The sequence below is a fragment of the Streptomyces sp. DG2A-72 genome, from assembly GCF_030499575.1.
Taxonomy (GTDB): domain Bacteria; phylum Actinomycetota; class Actinomycetes; order Streptomycetales; family Streptomycetaceae; genus Streptomyces.
Genome location: NZ_JASTLC010000001.1, coordinates 9,724,880 through 9,738,362, shown reverse-complemented (window position 1 = coordinate 9,738,362; position 13,483 = coordinate 9,724,880). Strand labels below are relative to the sequence as shown.

Genomic DNA, 13,483 nt, shown 5'->3' with positions numbered 1-13,483 from the left:
GCGCGCCGCGCCCGGCTCGTGGTGCGCTCGCCGTGCGCGACGGCCCGGCAGGAGAGAGATTTGATCCCTGGAACCCCGTCCGCGCGGCCGTGCGAGGAGGTGGTCGGCGTGTCCGAGGGGCAGCGGCCGCCCGCACAGGCGCCGGCGGCCGCCAGGACGCGGGTCGGCCGACCGCTGCTGTCGCTCGCGCTGGCCTCGATGATGGACGAGGTGCACGCGCACTCAGGCGCGGTGTATCTGCTGGCCGCCGACGAGCCGGTGCTGGAGATGGCGGTCATGGCGGGGCTGCCCCGGGCCTTCGCCGCCCCGTGGGAGCGGGTCGGCCTGAGCGCCCCCGTCCCGGTGTCGGACGCGCTGCGGGAGCGGCGGCTGGTGTGGGTCGGCGGCGAGGAGGACATGGCACGCCGCTATCCGCGCATCGCCGTGGTGCTCCCCTACCCGTTCGCGCTTGCGGCGCTGCCGGTGGCGACACCGACCACCGAGTACGGGGCCGTGTTCGTGACCTGGCCCGGGGCGCATGCGCCGGAGCTGTCCGACCGGGAGCGTGACCACCTGACGGCCGCCTGCGACCGGCTCGCGGTACGGCTGGAGCGTGCCGTGCAGGACAGCCGCCCGCCGCACCCCGAGCCGGATCTGCTGGCGGCGCCGCTGCTCGGCGGGACGGCCGGCACGCTCGGCACGGTCGAGGCGGCGCGGATGGTGGCGCGGCTGCCGTACGGCCTGTGCTCGCTCGATCTGCACGGCCGGATCTGCTTCTCCCCCACTCTCGGCTTCGCTCGAGCGGGGGGACCCCCATCACGGCAGCCGCCGAGCTGATCGGAAAGCCGGTGAGCGGGCTGCTGGGCACCCAGCTGTGGGCGGCGGTGCCCTGGCTCAACGACCCGGTGTACGAGGACCGCTACCGGGCCGCGCTGTTCAGCCAGCAGTCCACGTCGTTCGTGGCGCTGCGCCCGCCGGGTGACTGGCTGTCGTTCCGGCTGTATCCGAGTACGACCGGGCTGAGCGTGCGCATCAGCCGGGCGCGGGCCGTGGCCGAGATGAGCAGGGCCGGGCCGCAGCCGGGCGGTGCGCCGTCCCGGCTGGTCACCATCTCCCAGGTGCTGAGCCTGGCCGGCGCGCTCACCGAGGCGGTGAGTGTGCAGGACGTGGTGCAGCTGGTCGCCGACGAGATCGCGCCGGCCGTGGGCAGCCAGGCCCTGGTGGTCCTCGGCTCGCGCGGCGGCCGGCTGCATGTGCTGGGGCATCGCGGCTACCCGGACCCGCACGTCGTGGAGCGGTTCGACGGACTGCCGATGACCGAGCGGACGCCGGGCACACATGCCCTGACCAGCGGGGTGCCCGCGTTCTTCGAGTCCCGGGAGCAGCTGGAGCGCCTGTACCCGCTGCGGCACGCGACCCCGGACGGCTTCGCTGCCTGGGCGTATCTGCCGCTGATCGCCTCCAGCCGGCCGGTGGGCACCTGTGTGCTCGCGTATGCCGAGCCGCACCCCTTCCCCGCCGACGAGCGGGCGGTGCTCAACAGTCTGGGCGGGCTGATCGCGCAGGCGCTGGAGCGGGCCCTGCTCTACGACGCCAAGCATCAGCTCGCCCACGGGCTGCAGGCGGCGCTGCTGCCGCACTCGCTGCCGCGGCTGCCCGGCATCGACGCCGCCGCGCGCTATCTGCCCGCGACCCGGGGCATGGAGATCGGCGGCGACTTCTACGACCTGGTGCCCAGCCTGCCGCTTGCCGCCGCGGTGATCGGGGACGTGCAGGGACACAACGTGACGGCTGCGGGGCTGATGGGGCAGCTCCGTACGGCGGTACGTGCGTACACGGCCGTCGGGCAGGCCCCCGGGGAGGTCATGCGCAGCACCAACCGGCTGATGATCGACCTGGGTGCCGATCTGTTCGCCGGCTGTCTGTATCTGCGGCTCGATCCCGCGCGCGGGCGGGCCGTGATGGCGCGGGCGGGGCATCCGCCGCCGTTGCCGCGCCGGGCGGACGGCCGGGTCCGGGTGCTCGACCTGGCGGGCGGTCCGCTGCTGGGCATCGACGCGTCGGCCACGTATCCGACGACGGAGGTCGACCTCGCCCCCGGCTGTGTGCTCGTCCTGTACACCGACGGGCTGATCGAATCGCCCGGCATCGACATCGAGGACGCGCTCGCCGATCTCGGGCAGCGGCTCGGTGAGACCGGGGACCTGCCCCTGGACGAGCTGGCGGACCGGCTGGTGGAGCGGAGCGCGGCGACCGAGGAGCGGCTGGACGACATGGCATTGCTGCTGTTGCGGGCGCGGGAGTGAGGGGCTTCAGTGCGCTCCCCCGGCGCACAGGCGGTCCGGCCTGCGCACAGGTGGTCCGGCCCTCCCGCCGGAGGGCCGGACCACGTTTCTGCGGATCGGCTCGGAGCCGTGCGCCGGAATCGGTGTGTCAGTTCACGCCGACGCCGTTGCCGACGATCTCTCCGAGGCCGTTGCCCGTGCCATCGGCGTTGCCGGCACCGGCTTCCTCACCGGCTCCGGCCTCTTCACCAGCGCCGGCTTCCTCACCGGCGCCCGCTTCCTCGCCCGCTCCGGCGTCTTCGCCGGCTCCGGCGTCCTCGCCCTCGCCCGCTTCGTCGCCGGCGTCCTCGCCCGCTTCGTCGCCGGCGCCCGCGCCGCCGCCCGCCGCGTCGCCGAGGGTCGCGCCGACCGCTTCCAGCGCGGTGGTGACCGGCTGGAAGAACGTCTCGCCGCCGACGGTGCAATCACCGCTGCCGCCGGAGGTCAGGCCGATGGCGCTGCCGTCCTGGGTGAACATCGAGCCGCCGCTGTCGCCGGGCTCGGCGCAGACGTCGGTCTGGATGAGCCCGGTGACGGTGCCCTCCGGGTAGTTCACCGTGGCGTTCAGGCCGGTGACGGTGCCGTCGGCGAGACCGGTGGTGCTGCCCATCCGGAAGACTTCCTGGCCTACGGCGGCTTCCGCGGCCTGGGCGATCGGGACGGTCTGGTCGCCGAGGTTGACCTCGCTCGGGGCCTCGGTCGCCGGGTCGTCGTACTTGACGAGCGCGAAGTCGCCCTCACCGGGGAAGACGGCCTGGTCGACGGTGGCGATCGGCGCCCCGGCCTCGGAGTCCGACCACGCCTCGGTCGCGACCCCGCAGTGGCCCGCGGTGAGGAAGGCGGGGGTACCGTCGCCCGCGGTGACGTTGAAGCCGAGGGAGCAGCGTGCTCCGCCGCCGAAGATGGCGTCGCCGCCCGACGCGAACGTCTTGAAGGTGCCCGCGGACTTCTTGATGGTCGCCATGTCTGCGCCCAGGCCCTGGACGGTCGACTCCAGTCTGTCCCAATTGGTGCCGGTGACCGTGGAGTCGGCGGTGACCTGGATCTTGTTGGTGCGCGGGTCGACGGCCCAGGCCGTGCCGGGGATGGTCGCCTCGGACTTCAGCGTCGCCGCGCCGGACTCCAGTTCGGCCATGCTGTTGTCGACCTGGCGGACCTTCGCGCCTGCCTTCTTGGCCTCCATGGCCACCTGGCTGTTGTCGCCGACCACGTTGACGACGAGCTGCTGCTCGGCTTCGTCGTAGTAGGAGCCGGCGAAGGCGTCGCCGGGCAGCCCGGCGAGCTGCGAGGCGAGATCCGAGGCGTCCGCCGCCTTCAGAGTCTTGGGCGCGGCGCCGTCCGACGCGCCGTCCTGGGACGCGTTCGCGTTGGGCAGCAGGATCGCGGCCGCGCCGAGCGCCACGACGCTGCCCGCCGCTATCGCGGCCTTGCGCTTCGGAATTCGCTTGTGACTCAAACTTCTCGACCTCCCGGGGACGGGGTCTGTGCTGCCGTGCGGCAACTGTTGGGGCGCCTGGATGGCCATGGGTACGCAGAGGGCGCTCGGGGCGTTCAATTCCGCTTACGGGGTACGCCGATTCGGCCACGGTCGGCGTCCTGCGCTCCGGCGCCGGGAACAATCCCCCATATGACGATGACCACCGCCGAAGCCGACAAGATCCTCGCCGACAACTTCGCCCCCTGGGTCCTTGAACTCGGCCTGTCCGTTCAGACGTTGGGCGACCACCGCGCGATCCTGCGACTGCCCTGGTCACAGCGGCTGGCCCGGGAGGGCGGCGCGCTGTCGGGGCAGGCTCTGATGGCCGCCGCCGACACGGCCACCGTGATCGCCGTGTCCGCGGCGCGGGGCGGCTACGGGCCGATGACGACGGTGCAGCAGTCCACGTCGTTCCAGCGCGCGGTGACCGGCGCGGATGTCTTGATCGAATCGGTGGTGACCAAGCTGGGCCGTCGGATGGCGTTCGCCGACATCACGATGACCGACGGGAGTTCGGGTGAGCTCGCGGCCCGCGCGAGCACCGTGTACGCCCTACTGGGCTGACCCGTTCATCAGGCGCGACCGGCACGTTCAGTATTCGATCAATTACGGCCTGTTTGGAATCACGATCGGAATCCTGGCTTCAGCGAATCTGCACATTGAATACGCAACCAAGTCACCGGGGACGAAGGTTCTGCACATGCCCGCACCCCCCGGCACGCCTTTGTGGCCGGAGTGTCGGATTCTGCCTCGATACCGGAAGGGGGCGGCGCACGCCGATGCGGTGCCGGATGTGAAGAACTCGCCACCGAGCCGTGCGCACGCCTGCACGGAACGTGGCCTGCGTGACTCAAGTGCCCTGGTGAGGCCGTTGGTTGATTGGAAGCCCACGGTGGCCGCGTGCTTTGATCCGTTGCACCGCGGGGGCCGCGAAGGGACCCCGGAAACGGGTGCCCGGCACCTGCGGTTCGCGGCCTTCGGTCTGTCCCCAGAAGGGGGCCGCTCCCCCCTTGTGAAATATCCATACGAAGGGAAGTTCCATCATGAACTCCACCCCCCAGGTTGAGACCGTCGAGATCTCGGACGCCGAGCTGGACAACGTCTCCGGCGGTCTGTCCGTGAACGCCCTTGGCACCGCCACCGGCATCGTGGACGGCATTGCTCCGGTTTCCGGCCTGGTCGACTCCGTCGTTGGCACCGTCGAGGGCGCCACCGGCCTGAACACCGCGCCGGTCACCAGCCTGGTCGCCGGTCTCTGATCGCAGCCTGTGCCGTAGAGTCCCGGAGCCGTACACCGGCTCCGGGACTCTCGGATGCCATCCTTCAGCCGGTTCGGGAGAACCGGTCCGTTGTCGTTTGCAGGTGAGGGAAAGTTCCGTGCAGTTCCGCCAGCAGGCCCTCGCCAAGCTCCAATCACCGGAGGAACTCGACCTTCCGGTGCGTTTCGCCCGCCCTCAGGGCTGGCTCGTCCTCTCTGTGACGGTGGTCGTCATGGCGGCCGCCTCGGTGTGGGCGGTGACCGGCTCGGTGGCCTCCACGGTCAGCGCGCCCGCCATCCTCACGCACGGACAGGGCAGTTACATCCTGCAGAGCCCGGTCGCCGGCCAGGTCACCGCGATCCTCGCCGAGGAGGGCGAGCAGCTGCCCGCGAACTCGCCGGTGCTGAAGGTCCGTACGAGTCAGGGCGACACCGTCGTCCGCACCATCGCCGCCGGCCGGCTCACCGCGCTCGCCGCCACCATCGGGCAGATCATCTCCACCGGCGCGAACGTGGCCGCCGTCGAGAAGGTCGCCCGCGCCAAGGACCCGCTGTACGCGACGGTGTACGTGCCCGCCGAGAACGCGACCTCCATCCCCGCGAACGCGGCCGTCGACCTCACCGTCCAGTCCGTGCCGACCCAGGAGTACGGCGTGCTGCGCGGCCATGTGAAGTCGGTGGACCGCTCCGCGCAGTCGGCGCAGCAGATCGCCGCCTTCCTCGGGGACAGCCAGCTGGGCGAGCAGTTCACCAAGGACGGCAGGCCGGTGGCCGTGCTGGTCAGGCTCGACAAGAAGAAGAGCACCAAGAGCGGCTACAAGTGGTCGTCCGCGGACGGTCCGCCGTTCGCCCTCACCTCCATGACCGCGGCCGAAGGCCAGATCCGGCTGGCCGATCAGCGCCCCGTCGACTGGCTGCTGCCGTGAGCGCCGCACAGGAGACCCGCAGCAGGCGCCGGGCCGCGCCGCCGAAGCGCCGGCCGGTGCCCAAGGGGCGGGGCAAGAACGTCCGTACCCCCACCGTGCTCCAGATGGAGGCCGTCGAGTGCGGCGCCGCCTCGCTCGCCATGGTGCTCGGCCACTTCGGACGGCATGTCCCGCTGGAGGAGCTGCGCATCGCGTGCGGCGTGTCCCGGGACGGCTCGCGCGCCAGCAACCTGCTGAAGGCGGCGCGCAGTTACGGCCTGACGGCCAAGGGCATGCAGATGGACACCGCGGCCCTCGCCGAGGTGAAGGCGCCCGCGATCCTGTTCTGGGAGTTCAACCACTACGTCGTCTACGACGGCATGGGGCGCCGCTTCGGCCGCCGCGGGGTGTACATCAACGACCCCGGCAAGGGCCGCCGCTTCGTCCCGATGGAGGACTTCGACTCCAGCTTCACGGGCGTCGTCCTGGTCATGGAGCCGGGCGAGGAGTTCGAGAAGGGCGGCCGGAAGCCGGGCGTCCTCGGTGCGATGCCCGCCCGGCTGCGCGGCACCGCGGGCACGATGCCCGCCGCGGTGCTGGCGAGCCTGCTGCTGGTGGTGGTCGGCGCGTCGGTGCCGGCGCTGAGCCGCACGTACATCGACATGTTCCTCATCGGGGGCCAAACATCCCTGCTCGGCGTGCTGTTCGCGTCGATGGGGACATGCGTGCTGCTCACGCTCGTGCTGACGTGGCTGCAACAGGCGAACCTGCTGCGCGGCCGCATCATCTCCTCCACCCTCTCCAGCGCCCGCTTCCTGCGCCATCTGCTGCGGCTGCCGGTGACGTTCTTCTCCCAGCGCAGCCCGGCCGACCTGGTGCAGCGCCTCCAGTCGAACGACCAGGTGGCCGAGACGCTGGCGCGCGACCTCGCGGCGGCGGGCGTGGACGCGGTGGTCGTGGTCCTCTACGCCATCCTCCTCTACACGTACGACCCCCAGCTCACCTTCGTCGGCATCGGCGTCGCGCTGCTGAACGTGGTGGCGATGCGGGTCGTCATCCGGCTGCGCGCGACCCGGACGGCGAAGCTGCGCGCGGACAGCGCCCGGCTCACCAACACCGCGTACACGGGCCTTCAGCTGATCGAGACGATGAAGGCGACCGGCGGTGAGGACGGCTACTTCCGCAAGTGGGCCGGGCAGCACGCCACCACGCTGGAGGAGCAGCAGCGGCTCGGCGTACCGAGCGCCTGGCTGGGCGTGGTCGCTCCGACGCTCGCGACGCTCAACAGCGCGCTCATCCTGTGGATCGGCGGCATGCGGGCGGTCGAGGGCGGTATATCCGTCGGTCTGCTGGTCGCCTTCCAGGCGCTGGTCACCCGCTTCACCGCGCCGATCACCCGCCTCAACGGCGTCGCGGGCCGCATCCAGGACTTCGCCGCCGACGTGGCCCGCCTGAAGGACGTCGAGAACTTCCAGGCCGACCCGCTCTACGGCCGCTCCGGCACCGGCGACTCGACGCGCCGGCTGCACGGACACGTCGAGCTGCAGAACATCACCTTCGGCTACAACCCCCTCGACAAGCCTCTGCTCACCGGCTTCGACCTGACCGTGGGCCCGGGCCAGCAGGTCGCGCTGGTCGGCGGTTCCGGCAGCGGCAAGTCCACGGTGTCCCGCCTCATCTCGGGCCTCTACACCCCCTGGGACGGCGTGATCCGCATCGACGGACAGCGCCTCGACGACATCCCGCGCGGCGCGCTCGCCGCCTCCGTCTCCTTCGTCGACCAGGACGTCTTCCTCTTCGAGGGCACCGTCCGGGACAACGTGGCGCTGTGGGACCCCTCGATCCCGGACGAGGCGGTGGTGGACGCGCTGCGGGACGCGGCGCTGTACGACGTCGTCATGCGCAGGCCGGGCGGGATTCAGAGCCGGGTCGAGCAGGACGGCCGGAACTTCTCCGGCGGGCAGCGGCAACGTCTGGAGATCGCCCGGGCGCTGGTGCGCAGGCCGAGCATCCTCGTCCTCGACGAGGTGACCAGCGCCCTGGACGCGGAGACCGAGCTGACGGTGATGGACAACCTGCGCAAGCGCGGCTGCGCCTGCGTGGTCATCGCCCATCGGCTCAGCACCGTGCGCGACAGCGACGAGATCGTCGTACTCCAGCACGGCACGATCGTGGAACGCGGGCGGCACGACGCTCTGGTCGCAGCGGGCGGCGCCTACGCCGCGCTGGTCAAGGAGCGGTGAGATGACGTCCGTTCACGAAGGCGACCTGGTCCTCGGCGCGCTCGGTCAGATGGGGACGCCGATCGACTGCACCGGGCTCAACCGCCTCGACCTCGAAGGCCCGCAGGTGCTGTGGCTGGTCGCGTCCGGCGCCATGGACCTGTTCGCGGTCGACGCCGGCGCGCAGGGCCACTGGCACCACCTCGGCCGCCTGGAGACCGGCTCGCTGCTGCTCGGCCCGGTCCCGGGTCCCCAGCACACCCTGGTCGCCCGCCCCTCACGCGACTGCGTCGTCCACCGCATCGGGCTGCGCGAGCTGTACCAGCCCGCGAACACCCAGACCTGGTCGTACGACGAGTACGGCAACCCCCAGTACGTCCCGCCCACGACCAGCCCGCTGGAGTACGCCCTCGCGCTCGGCGTCGGCCGCAGCCTGTCGATCCTCTTCCAGGCGCCGATGGCCGGTGACAACGCCGCAGCGCCCACCGACGACGACGTGTTCTGGATGCAGGTGCCACCGGGCAGCGTGCAGTACGGCTCCCTGTACGGCGCGGAGGCCGCCGCCGACCTGCTGATGGACCCGGGTGTCTGGCAGGGCATGGTCGACCAGCAGTACCGGCTGCTGTCGACGCTGGACCGCTGGATCGAGCAGCTGGAGCGCACCCACGAGACACGGACGGCGGCCGGTATCAAGGCCGGTGAGGCGGTCCGCGCCGAGGCCGACCGGACGCTGCTCGCGTCGATCGGCAAGTCGTCGGCGAAGCGTGCGACGGCCGCTGACGCGGACGCGAGCTACGCCGCGTGCAAACTGGTCGCCCAGGCCTCCGGGATCGCTCTCGCGGAGCCCGCGCAGACCGGCACCGGAAGTGACCGGCTCGATCCCGTCGAGCAGATCGCCGTAGCCTCCCGCGTCCGCACCAGATCCGTACGCCTGGACGGCCGCTGGTGGCGGGACAACGTCGGCCCGATGGTAGGCCACCGGGCGCTGTCCGGAGCGCCGGTCGCCCTGCTGTGGCGGCGCGGCGGCTATGTCGCCGTCCATCCGGCGACCGGCCGGGAGACGCCGATCGAGAAGGCCAACGCGGAGGAGTTCGAGCCGCGTGCGGTGATGTTCTACCGTCCGCTGCCGGACCGCGGGCTCAGCCCTTTGCGGCTGCTGCGGTTCAGCATGCGGGGTACGAGCGGCGACCTGACGAGCCTCATCATCAGCGGCCTGGTCACGGTGGCCATCGGCGCGCTGGTGCCGATCGCGACCGGCAAGGTGCTCGGTGAGTTCGTGCCGAAGGCCCAGACCGGGCTGATCGTGCAGGTCTGTCTGGCGGTGATGGTCAGCAGTGTGGTCGCGGCGGCGTTCATGCTGCTGCAGAACCTGACGATCCTGCGCCTGGAGGGCCGTATCGAGGCGACCCTCCAACCGGCCGTCTGGGATCGCCTGTTGCGACTGCCGACCAAGTTCTTCACCGAGCGGTCGACGGGCGAGCTGGCCAGCGCCGCCATGGGCATCAGCTCGATTCGCCGGCTCATGGCGGGAGTCGGCCCGGTGGTCGCCCAGTCGCTGACCGTCGGCGTGATGAACCTGGCGCTGCTGTTCTGGTACAGCGTGCCGATGGCCCTCGCCGCGATCGGCATGCTCGTGGTGATCGCGGCGGTGTTCCTGGGGCTCGGGCTGTGGCAGGTGCGCTGGCAGCGGCGGCTCGTCGTGCTCGGCAACAAGCTGAACAACCAGGCCTTCCAGACGCTGCGCGGCCTGCCGAAGCTCAGGGTCGCGGCGGCCGAGAACTACGCGTACGCCGCCTGGGCGTCCGAGTTCGCCCGCAGCCGCGAGTTGCAGCAGAAGGCGGGCCACATCAAGAACCTCAACGCGGTGCTGAGCGCCGTGTATCTGCCGCTGTGCACCCTGCTGATGTTCATGCTGCTGGCCGGTCCGGCGCGCGGCGAGATGTCGGCGGCGGCCTTCCTCACCTTCAACACGTCGGTGACGATGCTGCTGACCTCCGTCACCCAGCTCACCGGCGCCTTCGTCTCGGCGGTGGCCGCGCTGCCGCTGTTCGAGGAGATCAAGCCGGTGCTCGACGCGACACCCGAGGTGCGCACGGCAAGCACCCGGCCGGGACCGCTGACCGGAGCGATCGAGACACGACGGCTGTCGTTCCGGTACTCGGACGACGGCCCACTGGTCCTGGACGACGTGTCGTTCGAGGTGAAGCCGGGCGAGTTCGTGGCGATCGTCGGCCCCAGCGGCTGCGGCAAGTCGACGCTGCTGCGGCTGCTCATCGGCTTCGACAAGCCGGTCTCGGGCAGTGTGCTGTACGACGGTCAAGACCTGGCGGCGCTCGACCAGTCCGCCGTACGCAGGCAGTGCGGGGTGGTGCTCCAGCATGCGCAGCCGTTCACCGGCTCCATCCTGGACGTCATCTGCGGCACCGAGCCCTACACGCCCGAGGAGGCGATGGCCGCCGCCGCGATGGCGGGGCTCGCCGAGGACATCCAGCGGATGCCGATGGGACTGCACACGATCGTCGCGGGCAACGGAGCGATATCCGGCGGCCAGCGGCAGCGGCTGATGATCGCCCAGGCGCTGATCCGCCGGCCCCGCATCCTCTTCTTCGACGAGGCGACCAGCGCCCTCGACAACGAGACCCAGCGCACGGTCATCGAGAGCACCAAGGCCCTCAACGCCACCCGCATCGTCATCGCGCACCGCCTCTCGACGGTGCTGGACGCCGACCGCGTCATCGTGATGGAGGACGGCAAGGTCGCCCAGCAGGGCCCGCCCGCGCAACTGCTGGCGGACACGGGCGGGCGGCTGCATGAGCTGGTGAAGCGGCAGATGGCGTAGCGCTCCGCTGGGTGGTGCCGCGTTGTGCCGTCTGTCGGCTGCGGCTGCGTCGTGGCTGGTCGCGCCCACGCGGCGGAGCCGCATATTGATACAGCCCCGCGCCCCTTGGGGGCGCGGTCAGTTCGTGCCGGGGATCGGGGCGCCGGAGGGGACGCCGGCCTTGACCCAGCTCGCGTAGACCTCCTCCCAGGGTGCGGTCGTCCCGGCGTGCGGGCCCTCGAAGTGCTCGCCCCTGGCGCGGGCGTCGAGGGCGGCGAGGCAGACGTCCCAGCCGGCGCCGTTGCGGGCGGCGGTGTTCTCGGCGGCCAGGATGTTGGTGAGCGTGAAGCGGGTGCGCTTGTCGTCCAGGGCTTCGAGGTCGAAGTGGAGTTCGTCGCCGCCCCACTCGAAGGACAGGTGGCGGGGTGCTTCGACGGCGAGCACAGTGCCCGTGGTGCCCTCCATGGCCGGGTCGCCGCTGAACTTGATCGTGCCGCCGGGGCGCAGCTCGATCTCGGCGCGGGACGGGAACCAGTGGACGAGCTCGTCGGCGTCGGTCACGAACTGCCAGACGCGGTCGACGGGATGGTCGTAGGTACGGGTGAAGCGGACGGCGGGGCGGCCGTCGTCCAGGGTCAGATGGGTGCCGGTGCGTTCGACGGACATGGTGGATCAGTCCTTCGGAGAGGGGTCCTCGGTGGAGTCGTCCGACGTCTCGTCCAGGCGGCGGCCCAGCGCGTCCAGGCTGCGGTTCCACAGCTTGCGGTACGGGGCCAGCCAGGCGTCGAGTTCCTCGATCGGCGCCGGGTCGAGGGCGTAGACCCGCCGCTGCGCGTCCTGCCGGACCCGCACCAGACCGGCATCACGCAGCACCCGCAGATGCTTCGACGTGCTCGGCTGGCTCAGCCCGCATGCCTCCACGATCTCCCCGACGGGCCGCGGCCGCTCCAGGAGCAGCGCGACGATGGCCCGCCGATGGGGATCGGCGAGGGCGGTCCAGAGGGCGGCGTCGGACATGAGTCCAATATGCCTCTGTGGTTATATTCCCGTCAAGGAATGTAGCGCCATCGGCTCCGGATGCAGGGCTGCCGTTGCGCACGTCACACGCTCCCCTCTCTGCGAGACGTTGCCGTTTCACCTTCGCCGGGCTCGGGATGTGGGCGTTCGCGCGATGGTACGAGGAGCCCGCCCTCGCAAGCCGGTTCTGCGCCGAGCACGAGCGCTACCGACGGGCCGTCCCGGGCTGGTGAGCCGCGGCTGACGGCGTGGCGCGCGAAGTGATCCCGTTCGTCCGTCCTCCGGCTGGGTACTCGTCAGCCCATGCGAATCAGCGTGGTGGATGTGGGGTCGAACACGGTCCGGCTGGTGGTGGCGGATGCGTCGGGTGGGGCGCCGCTGCCGGTCCACACCGCCAAGTGGCGCCTGAGGTTGTCCGACGAGGTCAGGCCCGGCGGCCGCATTCCCGAAGGGGCCGTGGAACGACTCGTCGACGCGGTCGCCGAGGCGAGCGTGACCGCCTCGAAGTGGGGCGCCGCGGGTCCGCTGGCCTTCGCCACGGCGGTGGTGCGGGGCGCCGCGAACCGGCAGGACGTCCTGCGCTCCGTGCGGACGCGCACCGGGGTGGAGCTGTGCACCCTGCCGGGCGAGGTCGAGGCCGAGCTGACGTTCCTGGGCGCCCGGCGCTGGACGGGCTGGCAGTCGGGGCCGCTCGCGCTGCTCGACATCGGCGGCGGTTCCCTCGAAGTGGCCTTCGGCCGCGGCCGGTTGCCGGACTTCGTGGCCTCACTGCCGCTCGGTGCGGGACGGCTGACGCGTGAGTTCTTCGACGGTCAGGATCCCCCGCCGCCGGAGCAGGTGAAGGCGCTGCGCCGCAGAGTCCGCCACCAGCTGCGGGACGTCGCGGCCCGGATCCGTTGGGAGGGGCCGCGTAGCGCGGTCGCCACCTCCCGTACGTTCCAGCAGTTGGGGCGGCTGTGCGGAGCCCCGCCCGGCCGGAAGGGCCCGTTCACCGAACGGCTGCTGCACCGCTCGGACCTGCGCGCGGCGATCGACCGGCTGGCCGCGCTGCCCGCCGCCGAACGCGCCGAGCTCCCCGGCATCTCCGCGCCGCGCGCCGAGCAGAGCCTGGCAGGCGCGGTGGTCGGGCACACCGCGATGAAGCTGACCGGCCTCAAGGTGGTCACCCTCTGCCCCTGGGCGCTGCGCGAGGGGGTCCTGCTGCGGCATCTCGAGGACGGCTCCGCCTGGTGGGCGGAGATCATCCGGCGCGCCGAGGAACCCCCTCCCCCGGACCCGGTGCCCCTGCGGGTCGCGACCGCGACGGACTGACGGACCGAGCCCGGCGCAGGCATGAGCGTCAGTCGGGCGGCGCTCCTCGTCGAGGCAGTCAGGGCCGGGCCCCGGGTGCCAGTACGTCCAGGCTGTCGTGTGGGAGGGGTCGGCGACTCTTGAGGGCGCAGTTGATCATGAGTGCCTTCGTGCCGGTCCGCAGTACGCCTCC

General features: G+C 71.6%; 9 protein-coding genes and 1 pseudogene. 7 read left to right on the top strand and 3 right to left on the bottom strand.

Annotated elements, in window-relative coordinates; translation table 11 throughout:
* Positions 1–99: 99 nt before the first annotated feature.
* Positions 100–2,285, top strand: a pseudogene (locus QQY66_RS46120) (PP2C family protein-serine/threonine phosphatase).
* Between the two features lie 127 nt (positions 2,286–2,412).
* On the opposite strand, the gene QQY66_RS46115 reads toward QQY66_RS46120, so the two are convergent.
* On the bottom strand, positions 2,413–3,759 hold the full coding sequence (locus QQY66_RS46115; RefSeq protein WP_301986456.1) for a S1 family peptidase: 1,347 nt from the start codon (positions 3,757–3,759) through the stop codon (positions 2,413–2,415).
* Between the two features lie 171 nt (positions 3,760–3,930).
* Here QQY66_RS46115 and QQY66_RS46110 point away from each other — a divergent pair, with 171 nt between their 5' ends.
* From QQY66_RS46110 to QQY66_RS46090, 5 genes are all read left to right on the top strand, one after another.
* A complete protein-coding gene (locus QQY66_RS46110; RefSeq protein WP_301986455.1) occupies positions 3,931–4,344 on the top strand; it encodes a PaaI family thioesterase in 414 nt (137 codons plus the stop codon).
* Between the two features lie 479 nt (positions 4,345–4,823).
* The gene (locus tag QQY66_RS46105) at positions 4,824–5,039 is read left to right on the top strand and encodes a type A2 lantipeptide (RefSeq protein WP_301986454.1); all 216 of its coding nucleotides are present in this window, start codon (positions 4,824–4,826) and stop codon (positions 5,037–5,039) included.
* A 118-nt stretch (positions 5,040–5,157) separates the two neighbouring features.
* Positions 5,158–5,964: an HlyD family efflux transporter periplasmic adaptor subunit gene (locus tag QQY66_RS46100; protein WP_301986453.1), complete on the top strand. Its 807-nt coding sequence runs from the start codon at positions 5,158–5,160 to the stop codon at positions 5,962–5,964.
* Positions 5,961–8,186 carry an NHLP family bacteriocin export ABC transporter peptidase/permease/ATPase subunit gene (locus QQY66_RS46095; RefSeq protein WP_301986451.1) on the top strand — a complete coding sequence of 742 codons (2,226 nt, stop codon included), beginning with the start codon at positions 5,961–5,963 and terminating at the stop codon, positions 8,184–8,186. Before QQY66_RS46100 ends, QQY66_RS46095 begins: the two co-directional genes overlap by 4 nt.
* A gap of 1 nt (position 8,187) precedes the next feature.
* Positions 8,188–11,004 carry an NHLP bacteriocin export ABC transporter permease/ATPase subunit gene (locus QQY66_RS46090; protein ID WP_301986450.1) on the top strand — a complete coding sequence of 939 codons (2,817 nt, stop codon included), beginning with the start codon at positions 8,188–8,190 and terminating at the stop codon, positions 11,002–11,004.
* A gap of 117 nt (positions 11,005–11,121) precedes the next feature.
* On the opposite strand, the gene QQY66_RS46085 is transcribed toward QQY66_RS46090, so the two are convergent.
* Together QQY66_RS46085 and QQY66_RS46080 are read right to left on the bottom strand one after the other, a co-directional pair.
* Positions 11,122–11,649, bottom strand: coding sequence for an SRPBCC family protein (locus QQY66_RS46085; protein ID WP_301986448.1), 528 nt, complete (start codon positions 11,647–11,649; stop codon positions 11,122–11,124).
* A 6-nt stretch (positions 11,650–11,655) separates the two neighbouring features.
* Positions 11,656–12,000 carry a helix-turn-helix transcriptional regulator gene (locus tag QQY66_RS46080; protein WP_301986447.1) on the bottom strand — a complete coding sequence of 115 codons (345 nt, stop codon included), beginning with the start codon at positions 11,998–12,000 and terminating at the stop codon, positions 11,656–11,658.
* Between the two features lie 303 nt (positions 12,001–12,303).
* Here QQY66_RS46080 and QQY66_RS46075 point away from each other — a divergent pair, with 303 nt between their 5' ends.
* Positions 12,304–13,311, top strand: a complete 1,008-nt coding sequence (locus QQY66_RS46075; RefSeq protein ID WP_301986446.1) for a Ppx/GppA family phosphatase — start codon at positions 12,304–12,306, stop codon at positions 13,309–13,311.
* Positions 13,312–13,483: the final 172 nt, after the last annotated feature.